This is a genomic window from Lelliottia sp. JS-SCA-14 (assembly GCF_035593345.1).
Lineage (GTDB): Bacteria > Pseudomonadota > Gammaproteobacteria > Enterobacterales > Enterobacteriaceae > Enterobacter > Enterobacter wanjuensis.
Genome location: NZ_CP141606.1, coordinates 1,970,205 through 1,984,802 on the forward strand (window position 1 = coordinate 1,970,205; position 14,598 = coordinate 1,984,802).

The following is a 14,598-nucleotide window of genomic DNA, read 5'->3' on the forward strand; positions in this document are numbered from 1 at the left end:
ACGGGGTTTAGCGTACGTTAGCGCAGGTGAGGCAGAACGCGTAACGGTTTTGCGGATCGTTAAAGGCGGCGAGCTTATCGCTCTCGGCTTTGACGACATTGGCTGCGGTGGCCACCGGCGCAGGCAGATACGCCTGAATCGCGGCAGGCAGCATGGCGCGTACGGAACCGGACATGCTGTTCATCACCATATCCACAAACGTCGGCTCATCCTGGTAATAGGCGATGTGCCACTGTTTCAGCTTCGCCAGCTCTGCCGCTTTCGCGACGGCGTCATCGAAGTCGCCGAGGCTATCGACCAGACCGTTGCTTTTCGCATCCTGACCGGTCCAGACGTGGCCCTGAGCAATTTTATCCACCTGCTCTGGCGTCGATTTACGCGACTCCGCGACCAGAGTGATAAAGCGCTTGTAGCCGTTTTCGATGCTCAGCTGCATCATCTGCGACACTTCCGGCGGCAGGGATTTGGTCACCGCCACATCCGCCAACGGCGAGGTGGCCACGCCGTCCGTGTGCACGCCCAGATAATCGAGGCTGTTTTCGACGGTGTTAATGACGCCAAAGATACCGATCGAGCCTGTCAACGTGCTTGGGTTCGCCACGATGTAGTTCGCAGGCGTGGAGATCCAGTAACCCCCGGATGCCGCCATCCCGCCCATCGACACCACCACCGGTTTGCCCGCTGCACGCGCTGCGGCCAGTTCCGCACGGATCACTTCCGAGGCGCTGACGCTGCCGCCAGGGCTGTTCACGCGCAGGACGATGGCTTTCACTTTTGGATCCAGACGCGCATCGCGGATCTGCGACGCGGTGGTATCTCCGCCCACGTTCCCCGGCGTCTCTTCCCCGTCCATGATCGCGCCATTGGCGAAGACCACGGCCACGCTGTCGCCCGATTCATCCGGTTTTTTCGGCGTGTAATCGTAAAGGCTGATGGCGCTGTAATTCTTGTCTTCTTTGCTCCAGCCGAACTGTTTGGTCAGCGCTTTTTCGATCTCGGCGCTGGAGCCGAGCGTATCGACCAGTTTGTTATCCAGGGCGTATTTCGCCGTATCGCCGCCGACTTTGGTCAGACCATCCAGCATCGCCTGCGCGCCTGGGAAGACCTGCTCGGGGGTGATCTGACGGTTGGCCGCCACGATGGCGAGGTAGTTCTGCCACAGCTCGCCGATCCAGCGGCTGTCCGCTTCGCGCGCGGCAGGGGACATATCGTCGCGAATAAACGGCTCAACGGCGGACTTATAGGTGCCGACGCGGAAGACGTGGGTGGTGACTTTCAGCTTATCTAGCAGCGATTTGTAGTACAGACCGTTGGTGGCAAAACCGTGCAGATCGACGGTGCCCTGCGGGGAGAGCCAGATTTTGTTTGCGAAGCTCGCCAGATAGTATTGCCCCTGGCTGTAGCTATCGCCGACCGCAATCACCGGCTTGCCGCTGTCGCGAAACTCGCGCAGCGCTTTACCGATGTACTGCATCGACGGCTGATCGCCCCCGGCAAAGTTTTTCAGATCCAGCACGATCCCGGTAATGTTGCGATCGTCCTTCGCCTGACGAATGGCGTCGACGATATCGAACAGGGAGTTTTCCTGCATGCGGTCGGAGGTCGAGCCCAGCAGCTGGCGGCCAATCACGCCCAGACGATTGCTGGTGGACGGCTTATCAACAATCACGCCGGTGATATCCAGCAGCAGCGCGCCGCGCTCGGAGTGCTGCGCCTGATTGCTGCTACTGATGTGCATCCAGACGCCCACGCAGACCAGGATCAGGAAGATGAAAAAGACATTCATCACCAGTTCGCGCACGAAGTTGAGCAACCGCCACGTCCATTTAAAGAAACCGGCAAAAATTCGCCAAAGGGTTCGCATGTATTCTCCCAAACCAGATAATGACCGTTTCCGTCGCGACTGGACGGCAATGTGGGGTTATCGTAATGACCCAACCGCCACTTGTCAGCAGGAATCGCCCACTGCGCTGTAACAAATTCTGCTCTCGTGTTAATTTTGTGAATAAATTTCAAGACAGGAGTTAATCAATGGACGCACTTGAACTGCTTGTTAACCGCCGTAGCGCTTCACGCCTGGCGGAACCTGCGCCTGCAGGCGAACAGCTGGAAAACATTCTGCGCGCCGGTATGCGCGCGCCGGATCACGGCACCCTGACGCCGTGGCACTTCTTTATCATCGAAGGCGAGGGCCGCGACCGTTTCAGCACCCTGCTGGAGAATGGGGCGATGGCCGCCGAGCAGGATGAAAAGGCGATCGACAAAGCGCGCAATGCGCCGTTTCGCGCGCCGATGATCGTTGCGGTGGTGGCAAAATGCCAGCCCGAACACAAAGTACCGGTCTGGGAGCAAGAGATGTCCGCCGGTTGCGCGGTGATGGCGATGCAAATGGCCGCCGTCGCCCAGGGCTTTAACGGCATCTGGCGCACCGGTCCGCTGACGGAAAGCCCGGTGGTACGCGAAGGACTCTCCTGCGCCGAGCACGACAAAATCGTCGGCTTCCTCTATTTAGGTACGCCGCAGCTGAAAGCCTCGACCACCATTTCCACGCCTGACACCGCCCCGTTCGTCACCCGATTCTGATAATCACGCTAAACTGTCTGGATTATGAGCAAGCGTCGCATAATTCAGACAGTCATACTTACCTCATCACGGAATGAGCGCTACCATAGCGCGATTGCAATGACAGGAGATGTCCATGAGCGAGCAAACTATTCGTTTAACGCAATACAGCCACGGAGCGGGTTGCGGTTGTAAAATTTCCCCTAAAGTGCTGGAGACCATCCTGCACAGCGAACAGGCGAAGTTTGTCGACCCGAACCTGCTTGTCGGCAACGAAACGCGGGACGATGCGGCGGTATACGATTTAGGTAACGGCACCAGCATTATCAGCACCACCGACTTCTTTATGCCGATTGTTGATAACCCGTTTGATTTCGGGCGGATCGCGGCGACCAACGCCATCAGCGACATCTTCGCGATGGGCGGCAAACCGATCATGGCGATCGCCATCCTCGGCTGGCCGATCAACACTATCCCACCGGAAATCGCCCGCGAAGTGATCGAAGGCGGTCGCTTTGCCTGCCAGCAGGCGGGCATCGCGCTGGCGGGTGGACACTCCATCGACGCGCCAGAGCCGATCTTCGGCCTCGCCGTCACCGGCGTGGTGCCAACCGAGCGCGTGAAGCGCAACAGCACCGCGCAGGAAGGCTGCAAGCTTTTCCTCACCAAACCGCTGGGGATTGGCGTGCTCACTACCGCGGAGAAAAAATCTCTGCTTAAGCCAGAACATATCGGTCTCGCCACGGAAGTGATGTGCCAGATGAACCTGGCGGGCGCGGCGTTTGCCAATATCGACGGCGTCAAAGCGATGACCGACGTTACCGGTTTTGGTCTCCTCGGCCACCTGAGCGAAGTCTGCCAGGGCGCAGGCGTTCAGGCACAGGTCTGGTATCAGGACATTCCAAAACTGCCGGGCGTGGAAGAGTACATTGCCCAGGGCGCGGTGCCGGGCGGCACCCAGCGTAACTTTGCCAGCTACGGCCATCTGATGGGCGACATGCCAACAGAGTGGCGCGATCTGCTGTGCGATCCGCAAACCTCCGGCGGCCTGCTGCTGGCCGTTACCCCTGACGCGGAAGCCGAAGTCAAAGCCACGGCGGCCGAGTTTGGCATCAGCCTGAGCGCCATTGGCGAGCTGGTGACTGCCCGCGGCGGTCGTCCGATGATTGAGATCCGTTAATTCGATGCGTCTGTTTATTGCGGAAAAGCCGAGTCTGGCCCGTGCGATTGCCGATGTGCTTCCCAAGCCGCATCGTAAGGGCGACGGCTTTATCGAATGCGGTAACGGGCAGGTGGTCACCTGGTGTATCGGTCACCTGCTGGAACAGGCGCAGCCGGATGTCTACGACGCCCGATATGCGCGCTGGAATCTCAACGATCTGCCGATCGTGCCGGAGAAGTGGAAACTGCAGCCGCGTCCTTCCGTGACTAAGCAACTCAACGTTATCAAACGTTTCCTGCACGACGCGGAAGAGGTGATTCACGCGGGTGACCCGGACAGGGAAGGGCAGCTGCTGGTAGACGAGGTGCTCGACTATCTCGAGCTGGCGCCAGAAAAGCGCCAGCAGGTTCAGCGCTGCCTGATCAACGATCTTAACCCGCAGGCGGTGGAGCGCGCGATTACGCGTCTGCGCGCCAACAGCGAGTTTATCCCACTGTGCGTCTCGGCCCTGGCGCGAGCCCGCGCCGACTGGCTGTACGGCATCAATATGACCCGCGCCTACACCATTCTCGGGCGTAACGCCGGGTATCAGGGCGTGCTCTCCGTCGGGCGCGTGCAGACGCCGGTCCTCGGACTGGTGGTGCGCCGTGACGAAGAGATCGAAAACTTCGTCGCGAAAGATTTCTTCGAGGTGAAGGCGCATATCGTCACCCCGAAAGAGGAACGGTTTACCGCCACCTGGCAGCCGAGCGACGCCTGTGAATCTTACCAGGACGAAGAGGGTCGGCTGTTGCATCGTCCGCTGGCGGATCACGTGGTTAACCGCATCAACGGCCAGCCGGCGATAGTCACCAGCTATAACGATAAACGGGAATCAGAACCCGCGCCGCTGCCGTTTTCCCTCTCAGCCCTGCAGATTGAGGCCGGTAAACGCTTCGGTATGAGCGCGCAGAACGTGCTCGATATTTGCCAGAAGTTGTACGAAACCCACAAGCTGATCACCTATCCGCGTTCCGACAGCCGCTACCTGCCGGAAGAGCATTTCGCCGGGCGTCATGCGGTGCTGAATGCGATTGGCGTTCACGCGCCGGACCTGCTCCCGCAGCCCGCCGTGAATCCGGACACCCGCAACCGCTGCTGGGATGACAAAAAAGTCGACGCGCACCACGCGATTATCCCGACGGCGCGCGCCAGCAACGTTAATCTCAGCGAGAACGAAGCGAAGGTCTATAACCTGGTGGCGCGTCAGTATCTGATGCAGTTTTGCCCGGACGCGATGTTCCGCAAATGCGTCATTGAGCTGGAGATCGCCAAAGGCAAATTCGTCGCCAAAGCGCGTTTCCTCGCTGAAGCGGGCTGGCGCACGCTGCTCGGCAACAAAGAGCGCGACGAAGAGAACGACGGCACGCCGCTGCCGGTGGTGGCGAAAGACGACGAACTGCTGTGCGAAAAGGGCGAAGTGATTGAGCGACAAACTCAGCCGCCGCGCCACTTTACAGACGCGACGCTGCTCTCGGCGATGACCGGGATTGCCCGTTTTGTGCAGGATAAAGATCTGAAAAAGATCCTCCGCGCCACGGATGGATTAGGCACAGAGGCGACGCGCGCGGGGATTATCGAGCTGCTGTTTAAGCGCGGCTTCCTGATCAAAAAAGGGCGCTATATCCACTCGACGGATCCGGGGCGGGCGTTGATTCACTCCCTGCCGGAGCTGGCTGCGCGACCGGATATGACGGCGCACTGGGAGTCGATCCTGACGCAGATCAGCGAGAAGCAGTGCCGCTATCAGGACTTTATGCAGCCGCTGGTGGGTACCCTGTTTGAGTTGATCAATCAGGCGCGCAATACGCCGGTGAAATCATTCCGCGGAATGGTGGCACCGGGCGGCGGTGACGCGAAGAAGAAGTTTAAGAAGAAGAGTGCGGCGTGAAAAATGCCCGGTGGCGCTGCGCTTACCGGGCCTACAACACCATGAACGTAGGCCGGGTAAGGCGAAGCCGCCACCCGGCAACACACGATGATGCGGCTTAAACCACCCCTTGCCCAATCATCGCATCGGCCACCTTCACGAATCCGGCGATATTCGCGCCGCGCACGTAGTTGGTCTGCTCCGCTTCCCCGCCGTACTCCACGCAGGAGTGGTGAATATCCAGCATGATGTGATGCAAACGCGCATCCACTTTCTCGGCTTTCCAGCCCAGACGCGCGGCGTTTTGCGCCATCTCGAGGCCTGACGTCGCCACGCCACCGGCGTTCGCCGCTTTACCCGGCGCGAACAACACGCCCGCTTCGAGGAACAGATCCGTCGCTTCGATGGTGGTCGGCATATTCGCCCCTTCGGCCACCGCTTTCACGCCGTTTTGGATAAGCGTACGGGCAGCCTCCACGTCCAGCTCGTTCTGCGTCGCACACGGCAGGGCGATATCCACCGGCACTGACCACGGCTGCTTACCTTCCAGATAGGTCAAACCAAACTCGCGGGCGTAATCCGCCACGCGGCCGTCGCGGCTGGCTTTGATTTCGCACAGGCGCGCCAGTTTTTCCGCCGTGAAACCGGCCTCATCCACCACCGTGCCACTCGAGTCCGACGCCGTCACCACGCGCGCGCCAAACTGCATCGCTTTTTCAATCGCATACTGCGCCACGTTACCGGAGCCCGACACCGCCACGCGCATTCCTTCGAAGCCCAGACCGTGACGTTTGAGCATCGCCTCGGTGAAGTACACCAGGCCGTAACCCGTCGCTTCCGGGCGGATCAGACTTCCGCCGAACGACAGCCCTTTCCCGGTAAACACGCAGGCGCTGTTGTTGGAGAGTTTTTTCATCATCCCGGCCATAAAGCCGACTTCACGACCGCCCACGCCGATATCACCCGCTGGCACGTCGGTGTCCGGGCCGAGGTGACGATACAGCTCCGTCATCAGTGCCTGGCAGAAACGCATCACTTCGCCTTCGCTTTTGCCTTTCGGATCGAAATCGCTGCCGCCTTTACCGCCGCCCATGGGCAGGGTAGTCAGTGCGTTTTTAAAGGTCTGCTCAAAGCCGAGGAATTTGAGGATCGACAGGTTTACGGAAGGGTGGAAACGCATTCCGCCCTTGAACGGTCCAATCGCCGAGCTGAACTGGACGCGCCACGCGCGGTTCACCTGCACCTGATTTTTGTCGTCGACCCAGACCACGCGGAACTGAATCACACGTTCGGGTTCAACCAGGCGCTCAAGCAGGGACATCTGACGGTAACGCGGGTTTTCTTCGAGGAAGGGCCACAGGGTGGTCATGACCTCACGAACGGCCTGGGCAAACTCGCTCTGATGCGGGTCGCGCTGTTGAACGTGGGTAAGAAACGATTCCAGAGAGCGTGTCTGATCCATAGATATAAGAGCCTCTTATAAAGATTTTTTTAATTTTGTGTGTTGTGTGGGTGATTTGTGGTCGTTTTCGACTATACCACCCGTACCGCTTGGCGAGGCAAGGGAAAATTTAGCGGGAAAGTGAAATTAATCAGCGGCCTTGTGTCATAACTAAAAACGATGATGAGAGAAATTAAAGGAACGGCGGCAAACAACCGTTATAGTCATTATCAGCACACAAAAGGAATCTTTATGAACCGCTACCTGTTAACTGCTTTGCTTGCCCTGTTGTCCGCCGGTGCCCAGGCTGACCGTATTCGCCCGGACGTGGAGGTCAACGTACCGCCGGAAGTGTTCAGCTCCGGCGGTCAGCGCGCGCAGCCCTGCAACCAGTGCTGCATCTATCAGGATCAGAACTATTCGGAAGGAGCGGTGGTGAAGGCAGACGGCGTGCTGCTCCAGTGCCAGCGCGATGAGAAAACCATCAGCACGAACCCGCTGGTGTGGCGGCGCGTAAAAGGATAAAGGCTTCCAGCAGCGGGATATCGGCGGGCGCGAGATCATATGCGAACGCCTCCTGTGGCGTACACCACACCAGGTTGCTGTGGTAATGCGCGGTCAATTCGCCGCTGAAGGTCGGGACGTGCCACGCATGCAGGTGAATCAGCCGCCCGGAGACTTCCCTCTGATGGCTGGCGACATACTGCATCGGCTGCGCCTCAATCCCCAGCTCTTCGCGCAGCTCGCGAATCAGCGCTTCGGGCTGGGTTTCACCGGCTTCAACTTTGCCCCCGGCAAACTCCCACATTCCCGCCTGATCGGCATGGTCGGGGCGTTGCGCGAGGAGAATTTTGCCATTCTTTTCAATGATGGCGGCAACAACATCGAGAGTTTTCAGCATGGTCGTCAATACTTGTAGGGGAAAAACGACATATTATCGTCGGCTTTCAAAGAGTCCAGCCATCAGGAGAGTCCGGTGAAAGAAACTTCCGCCTGGGTCCAGCCCGTAGAATCTATCCCCGCCAGTTTAAAACCCATTGCCGCCATGCAAAAAAAACACTTCGGCGTGGTGCTGAATCCCACCCGCTGGTGGGGACGCATGCCGCGTCTTTTCTGGCTGGTGGCGCTGTTTGTCGGTTTTCTGGAACGTAAAAATGCGCGCCTCAATCCGGCCCTGCGCGCACTGCTGATGACGCGTGTTTCGCAGCTGTGCCACTGCGCATTTTGTGTCGACGCCAACAGCCTGCGTCTGGCCGAGCGCTGCGGCGCGCTGGATAAGGTGCAGGCGGTCAGCGACTGGCGTGAGTCCGCGCTGTTCAGCCCGGAAGAGCGTGCGGCGCTGGAGTATGCCGAAGCCACCACCGCTACGCCGCCGCTGGTCACGGAGTCCATCAAAAGCGAACTCAAACGCTTTTACAGCGATGCGACGATCACGGAAATGACGGCCCTGATTGCCTTTCAGAATCTTTCTGCGCGCTTCAACGCCGCGCTGGAGATACCGTCTCAGGGGCTTTGCGACGCGTTGAAGGGGAAGCCCCATGCTTGATCGGCATCTGCATCCGCGCGTGAAACCGCTGCTCAACCGCCTGGTAGAGGTGATTGATAAGCCGTACATCAGCGCCGACGGTTTGACGCTGACCGGGTTTGCCATCGGCGTGCTGGCGCTGCCGTTTCTGGCGCTCGGCTGGTATGTTGCGGCGCTGATCGCCATTGTGCTGAACCGACTGTTCGACGGACTGGACGGCGCGCTGGCGCGGCGTCGCGGGTTATCGGACGCGGGCGGTTTTCTCGATATCGCCCTCGATTTTCTCTTTTATGCCTTAGTGCCTTTTGGCTTTGCGCTGGCCGCACCGCTGGAAAACGCGCTGGCTGCCGCCTGGCTGCTGTTTGCATTTATCGGCACCGGCAGCAGTTTCCTGGCCTTTGCGGCGCTGGCCGCAAAACACAATATTGATAACCCGGGCTACGCGCACAAGTCGTTTTATTACATCGGGGGATTAACGGAGGGGACGGAGACTATCGCGCTGTTTGTGCTGTGCTGTTTGTTCCCGGCGCACTTTGCGCTGTTCGCCTGGATCTTTGGCGCGTTGTGCTGGCTCACCACCACAACGCGCATCTGGAGCGGGTATCAGACCCTGAAAGCTGTCAAATCTTAAAGGGTGCTTTCTGGCGTCAGCGGACCCGTAGTGATCGGGTTACTTGGGTGGCTGCTCCATTCGTACCAGCCACCGTCGTAGACCGAGACGTTTTTCCAGCCCATGGCGCGGGCGTACATGAAGGTTTCTGACGCGCGCCAGCCGGTGCCACAGTAGAAGGCAACGTGCTGGTCCGGCAGGATATTCCACTCTTTCCACATCGCGGCGATATCATCGGCGCTGCGCATGGTCCCGTCCGGATTGTGGAAATCTTCCATATGGGTGGCATCGCTGCCCGCATGGCCCCAGCGTGCGCCCGCGATCTCACCTTTTGGCTTGATGTAGCTGTAGCCGCTGGTCTCGCCGGTGAATTCCGGCCAGGAACGGATGCTCACCAGCGACGCATCTTTGCGATGCAACATCCCGCGTGCCTGTTCCATATCGACCATCAGCTGCGGCTGGCCTGGGATGGGGGCGCCGAAATCAGCGGCAGGCGTCACTTTTGCTGGCATTCCGCGCTCGACCGGCAGACCGGCATCGGACCAGGTTTTCCAGCCGCCATCCAGCAGACGCACATCTTTCACCCCGGCGTAGAGCATGATCTGCGCCACGCGCGCTGCAGCATACACATCGCGACCGTAGAGGATCACGGTGGTGTCGTGACGAATACCCTGTTTCGCCAGCAGCGCTTTCAGTTTGTCGTCGGAGACTTTATTCCACAGCGGTTCGCTTTCCACTTCGTTGGTATCAATGTACCCGGCGCCCGGAATGTGGTTCAGGAGATAGAATTTCGGCGCGCCCCAGGCGGCTTCGATAATTTTATAGTCGCCCGCAGGTTTCGCCGCGACCGGTTTACCCTGCGTCAGCTGATGCAACCATTCGGGATAGACCAGCTGTTCGAAGTGGGGAAGACGCTGCAGGCGATCGGCATTTTGCAGCGCATCGCCCAGGGTGGAAACGTGCTGATACCCGGCTTTGGCGAGGCGTGCTTTCACCGCCTGGTTCTCCGCGTCGCTGCCGTACAGGGCGATGGCGGAGGTGGGCGCGAGGTTGTGCTGTTTAGCCCAGGCGGCGAGCTGTTCGTCGCTCATGAGGGTTAACCAGCTGGCTGACAGGTTCAGCGCGGCGGGTTCATGCCCGGAGGTGCCGGACAATGTTTGCGGCCAGCCGTTATAGAAGGCGCTGGCGCGGGTGTCGATCACCGCGCCGTGCTGCTGTTGCAGCTGGGCCAGCGTCACAGATGAGGCCATATCAGCGGCGAAAGTGGAGAAACTGGCAAGACAGAGCGCCAGCGCGGTCAGTTGAGAAACACGTTTCATCGAAGAACCTGACGTGAAATAAAAGGTGCGTCATTTTCGTCTTCCCCTAAACAGAATTCCTTGCGTTAGCACAGGGTTTATTGCCACCCGGCGAGCTGAATCACCCGTCCACCCGGCGGAATGTCGTCGTCATCGTGCGTGACCAGCACCACCGGAATGTTCTGCGCGCGAACCTGGGCGAAGACCCACTCCCGAAACGTCACCCGCAGGGATTTGTCCAGACGACTAAATGGCTCATCCAGCAACAAGGCGCGAGGCTGCGCCAGCAGGGCACGCAGCAGGCTGACGCGGCTGCGTTCACCGCCTGAAAGCGTCGCCGGATCGCTGGCATAAAATCCGGCCAGACCCGCGCTCGCCAGCGCCTGCTCGACCTGTTCGCGGCGCGCCTTCCGAATACTCGCAGGCAGCGCCAGCATCAGGTTCTGCCCGACGCTAAAGTGATCGAACAGCAGCGCATCCTGGAACAAGATCCCAATCCCCCGTTTTTCGACCGGGCGCGAGTCAAGCCGTTCATCGTCGAGCCACAGCTCGCCGTGGGCCTGAAAATCGGCGGACAGCGCGCCGATCATCCACGCAAACAGCGTCGATTTTCCGCTGCCCGAAGGCCCCATCAGGGTGAGGATTTCCCCGCGTTCAACGCTGAAATTCGCCTCGCGCAGCAGCGGGTTAAGAGTGAGATTTTTGACGGTCAACATCAGCGTAACCCTTGTCGATAATGTCCCGCGAGGCGCGAGAGTCCTGCCGCGAGGGCAAAGGCAGCGGCGGTGAGCGCCAGCAGCCACAGCGCACGGCCCGCAAGAATCGCCGTACTGCCGCCGCTGCTGAGCGCCACGGCTTCGGTGGTGAGCGTTGCAAAGCGCCCGGCGCCGAGCCACAGCGTCGGCAGATATTGCGCCATGCTCACGGAAAACCCGGTGGCAAAGGCGATAAGAATCGGGCGTACCAGCAGCGGGCATTTGATCTTAAAGAATACCTGACTGCGCGACAGCCCCAGCGTTTTGGCGATCAGAATCAGCCGTGGATCGAGCCTGCGCCACGCGGGTTGAAGCACTAATAGCGTCCACGGGAACACCCACAACAGATGACCCCACAGCACGGCAATAGACTCGCCGTCGAAACCCAGATTGAGCGCCAGCCGGTATTGCCCGGCGACCAGCGGCAGGGCGGGCAGGGCCAGCGGCAGCCAGAGCCACAGCGTGCCGCGCGACGGCCCCCACTCCAGCCACAGCAGGGCGGTGCCCAGCGCGATCAGAGCGGAAACCAGGGCGAACGAGAGGCTGGCGCTAAACGGCACAACATCAAAATCACTCTGTTTTGCCAGCACGAGCAGCACTGCGGCGCAGACCAGTCCGCTCAGGGGCAGCAGCCAGCCGAGCGCGGTTCCTGCGATCGGCGGCCCGGCTTCGTGACGTTGACCCGACACCGATGGGATCGTGCGTCGCCACGGCTTCCACAGGGCGACCCCGACGGCGGCAAACGCGGCCAGCAGGAGAAGGAGCACCAGACAGAGCAGCGTACCTTTGATCTGCTGCTCCGCATCGCCCTGACTCAGCCACTGCCAGGCCAGCACCGCCAGCGTCGGCGGATTGCCCGGCCCGAGAATGATCGCGATATCCACCACCGAGAGGGACCAGGCGACCACCGCCAGCATCACCGCGCCGAGTGCCGGCGCAATGGTCGGCAGCACCAGCCAGAACAGCCCCTGGATGCGGGAGTAGCCGAGGGTTTGCAGCACCACCATTTTCTGCGCCAGCGTCTTTTCCGGCAGCACGGCGTAAATCGCCCACAGCACAAAGGCGCTCTCTTTCACTGCAAGCGTCAGGCCGAGGCCAATTCCGTAGGGATCCAGCAGAGGCGAACAGGCGCTGCAAAATTGATAAAACGCGCCCCCTTCGGCAAAAACCAGCAGCACGCTGGTGGCAAACGCGACGTGCGGGACGGCCAGCAGCCAGGGCAGACGGGAATTCATCTGCTGCCAGCGCTTACCGGGCCACAGCGCCGCCACGATGCAGAGCGCGATCAACAGCGAACCAACGGTGGCGATGGCCGTGGAGACCAAAGTGGCGATCAGCGCCTGAGGCAGCTGCGGATCGCTAAACAGGGATTGCCATCCGGCGACGGAAATCGCCGGTTCCAGCAGCATCACGGTGGCCGGGAACAGCGGCGCGTAAATGGCCGCGATGACCAGCCACACCAGCCAGCCTAGCGGGTGCCGTAGCGACGCAGCCATTCCTGCTCCAGAGCGTTCACCCAGGCTGCGTGCGGCTCAGGCTGCATGGTCGGTAGACCCGCCGGAATAAACTGGCGCAGTACGCTGGCCTGGTCAGCAGGCAATTTTTGCGGGTCAAGCACGCTCGGGTCCCCCCAGATTTTCGGGTCGGCTTTGCGAATTTGCGCGTCCGGTGACAGCAGGAAATTGGCGACCACTTTGGCCCCCGCGCTGGCGCTGCTGTTGGCCGGGATCGCCACGAAATGGACATTCCCCATCGTCCCGTCGGCAAAGCCGAAGCTGAAAGTGTCAGCAGGCAGTTCGCCGCTGGCGACTTTTTGCAGCGCGTGGGCCGGGTTAAAGGTCAGGGAAAGATTCAGATTGCCGCTGGCAAGCAGGGCATCCATGCGCGCCGGTGACGGCGGAAAATCTTTGCCTTCGCGCCAGAGCTGGGGGTGAAGCTGGTCGAGATAGCGCCACAGCGGGGCGGTGACGGCGTCAAAGGTGTGCGGGTCGGGCGCAGTTTTCAGGGCATCCGGCGTTGTGGTCAGGCTCAGCAGCAGCTGTTCCAGAAACGCGGTGCCGGTAAAATCAGGCGGACGTGGATAGGTCACTTTTCCCGGATGCTGCTTCGCATAGTCGAGGAGAGCGGCAGGATCGTGCAGCGAGGCTGAGAGCGTGGCTTTGCGGGCAATAAAGGTCAGCTGCGCCGCGCCCCACGGGGATTCTGCGCCGTCGGTGGCAATGGCAAAATCTTCGGTCACCGGTTTGGTGGTATCGACATAGCGCCAGTTGGGCAGCATTTGCGCCCAGCCGGTTTGCAAGAGATTCGCCTCTTTCAGGGTGCGGAAGTTCTCCCCGTTAACCCAGAGTAAATCAACGGAGCCCTTACTGGTGCGCCCGGCGCGGGACTCGGTCTGGATGCGTTTGACCGCATCGGCGGCGTCCGCCAGATGCACGATTTTCAGGGTGATGGCGTAGTGGGTTTTCATCTCCTCGCTCACCCAGTCGAGATACCGGTTGACCGCCGGATCGCCGCCCCAGGCGTTGAACCACACGGTCTGGCCTTTGGCGTCCTGTTGAACGGTTTGCCAGTCGCTTTCGGCGAAAACCGGGGCTGTTAGCAGCAGCCCGGTCAGAAACATGCAAGAACGCACACGGCGCATAATGCCTCCCTGTTAATGAGATGAAGGGGTAAAGCGAGAGAACAGCCAGCGGGTGACCAGCGGCAATAGCCCTAAGAGTGTAAAGGCTACCAGCATTCCCGGCGACAGAATATCGCGCAGGGAGGTCAGCTCTCCCAGCTCGCGCCCGGCGTTGAGGAAAATCACCGTCGCAGGCAGCATCGCCAGCTGGCTGATCCACCAGTAGCGCGCCACGCCGATAGCGGTTAAGCCCGAAAGCAGATTGACCACAAAGAACGGAAACACCGGCATCAGGCGCAGGGCAAACAGATAAAACGCACCGTCGCGGGCGACACCTGCATTCACCGTCTGCATCGGTTTCGCAAAGCGGCGCTGCACCCAGTCGCGCAGCAGGTAGCGGCTGGCGAGCATCGCCAGCGTTGCCCCCAGCGTCGAAGCGAACGACACCAGGACAATCCCTTCCCAGTAGCTGAACAGCGCCCCGCCCAGCAGCGTCAGCAGCGCCGCGCCGGGAATCGAAAACGCAGAGACCACCACGTAAAGCGCAAAATAGAGCGCAGCGCTTTGCACCGGGGCGCGATGGACATAATCAATCAGCACCAGCCGGTGCGTTCGGAGTGATTCGAGGGAGAGAAAGCCTGGCGGCAGGAGTGCGATAAGCAAAGCAAATGCGCCCAACAGGGCGCACAGGAAGAGGATTTTTTGCGTTTTCACCG

General features: G+C 60.2%; 14 protein-coding genes. 6 read left to right on the forward strand and 8 right to left on the reverse strand.

The features are described from left to right. Positions 1-7: 7 nt before the first annotated feature. Positions 8-1,864 carry a signal peptide peptidase SppA gene (gene sppA / locus U9O48_RS09275; protein ID WP_324724160.1) on the reverse strand — a complete coding sequence of 619 codons (1,857 nt, stop codon included), beginning with the start codon at positions 1,862-1,864 and terminating at the stop codon, positions 8-10. 167 nt (positions 1,865-2,031) lie between these two features. Here sppA and U9O48_RS09280 point away from each other — a divergent pair, with 167 nt between their 5' ends. From U9O48_RS09280 to U9O48_RS09290, 3 genes are all read left to right on the forward strand, one after another. Further along, on the forward strand, positions 2,032-2,583 hold the full coding sequence (locus U9O48_RS09280) for an NAD(P)H nitroreductase (protein ID WP_285144785.1): 552 nt from the start codon (positions 2,032-2,034) through the stop codon (positions 2,581-2,583). 115 nt (positions 2,584-2,698) lie between these two features. Next, positions 2,699-3,742, forward strand: coding sequence for a selenide, water dikinase SelD (selD, locus tag U9O48_RS09285; RefSeq protein ID WP_282494981.1), 1,044 nt, complete (start codon positions 2,699-2,701; stop codon positions 3,740-3,742). Between the two features lie 4 nt (positions 3,743-3,746). Next, the gene (locus U9O48_RS09290) at positions 3,747-5,654 is read left to right on the forward strand and encodes a DNA topoisomerase III (protein WP_285150730.1); all 1,908 of its coding nucleotides are present in this window, start codon (positions 3,747-3,749) and stop codon (positions 5,652-5,654) included. Between the two features lie 97 nt (positions 5,655-5,751). Here the strand turns inward: U9O48_RS09290 and gdhA are convergent, their stop codons facing one another. Next, on the reverse strand, positions 5,752-7,095 hold the full coding sequence (gdhA, locus tag U9O48_RS09295; RefSeq protein ID WP_282494983.1) for an NADP-specific glutamate dehydrogenase: 1,344 nt from the start codon (positions 7,093-7,095) through the stop codon (positions 5,752-5,754). A gap of 231 nt (positions 7,096-7,326) precedes the next feature. On the opposite strand from gdhA, the gene U9O48_RS09300 reads away from it, so the two are divergent. After that, positions 7,327-7,599 (forward strand): YnjH family protein, encoded by a 273-nt coding sequence (locus U9O48_RS09300; RefSeq protein ID WP_282494984.1) that lies wholly within the window; start codon positions 7,327-7,329, stop codon positions 7,597-7,599. On the opposite strand, the gene U9O48_RS09305 is transcribed toward U9O48_RS09300, so the two are convergent. Then, positions 7,559-7,975, reverse strand: coding sequence for a pyrimidine (deoxy)nucleoside triphosphate diphosphatase (locus U9O48_RS09305; protein ID WP_285150729.1), 417 nt, complete (start codon positions 7,973-7,975; stop codon positions 7,559-7,561). The two genes, U9O48_RS09300 and U9O48_RS09305, sit on opposite strands and share 41 nt — an antisense overlap. A 75-nt stretch (positions 7,976-8,050) precedes the next feature. Here U9O48_RS09305 and U9O48_RS09310 point away from each other — a divergent pair, with 75 nt between their 5' ends. Continuing rightward, positions 8,051-8,620: a carboxymuconolactone decarboxylase family protein gene (locus tag U9O48_RS09310; protein WP_285150728.1), complete on the forward strand. Its 570-nt coding sequence runs from the start codon at positions 8,051-8,053 to the stop codon at positions 8,618-8,620. Further along, positions 8,613-9,230, forward strand: a complete 618-nt coding sequence (locus U9O48_RS09315; RefSeq protein WP_285150727.1) for a CDP-alcohol phosphatidyltransferase family protein — start codon at positions 8,613-8,615, stop codon at positions 9,228-9,230. The genes U9O48_RS09310 and U9O48_RS09315 overlap by 8 nt, the downstream gene beginning before the upstream one ends. Here the strand turns inward: U9O48_RS09315 and U9O48_RS09320 are convergent. The 5 genes from U9O48_RS09320 to U9O48_RS09340 form a co-directional block, all read right to left on the reverse strand. Continuing rightward, positions 9,227-10,528 carry a rhodanese-like domain-containing protein gene (locus tag U9O48_RS09320; RefSeq protein ID WP_285150726.1) on the reverse strand — a complete coding sequence of 434 codons (1,302 nt, stop codon included), beginning with the start codon at positions 10,526-10,528 and terminating at the stop codon, positions 9,227-9,229. The two genes, U9O48_RS09315 and U9O48_RS09320, sit on opposite strands and share 4 nt — an antisense overlap. A 77-nt stretch (positions 10,529-10,605) precedes the next feature. Then, entirely contained in the window at positions 10,606-11,223 is a 618-nt protein-coding gene (locus U9O48_RS09325; protein ID WP_285150725.1) for an ATP-binding cassette domain-containing protein, read from the reverse strand. Then, entirely contained in the window at positions 11,223-12,758 is a 1,536-nt protein-coding gene (locus U9O48_RS09330) for an ABC transporter permease subunit (RefSeq protein ID WP_285150724.1), read from the reverse strand. The genes U9O48_RS09325 and U9O48_RS09330 overlap by 1 nt, the downstream gene beginning before the upstream one ends. Then, positions 12,731-13,894 carry an ABC transporter substrate-binding protein gene (locus U9O48_RS09335; RefSeq protein ID WP_324724392.1) on the reverse strand — a complete coding sequence of 388 codons (1,164 nt, stop codon included), beginning with the start codon at positions 13,892-13,894 and terminating at the stop codon, positions 12,731-12,733. The genes U9O48_RS09330 and U9O48_RS09335 overlap by 28 nt, the downstream gene beginning before the upstream one ends. Positions 13,895-13,915: 21 nt before the next feature. Next, entirely contained in the window at positions 13,916-14,596 is a 681-nt protein-coding gene (locus U9O48_RS09340; protein ID WP_285144776.1) for a TVP38/TMEM64 family protein, read from the reverse strand. Positions 14,597-14,598 lie beyond the last annotated feature (2 nt).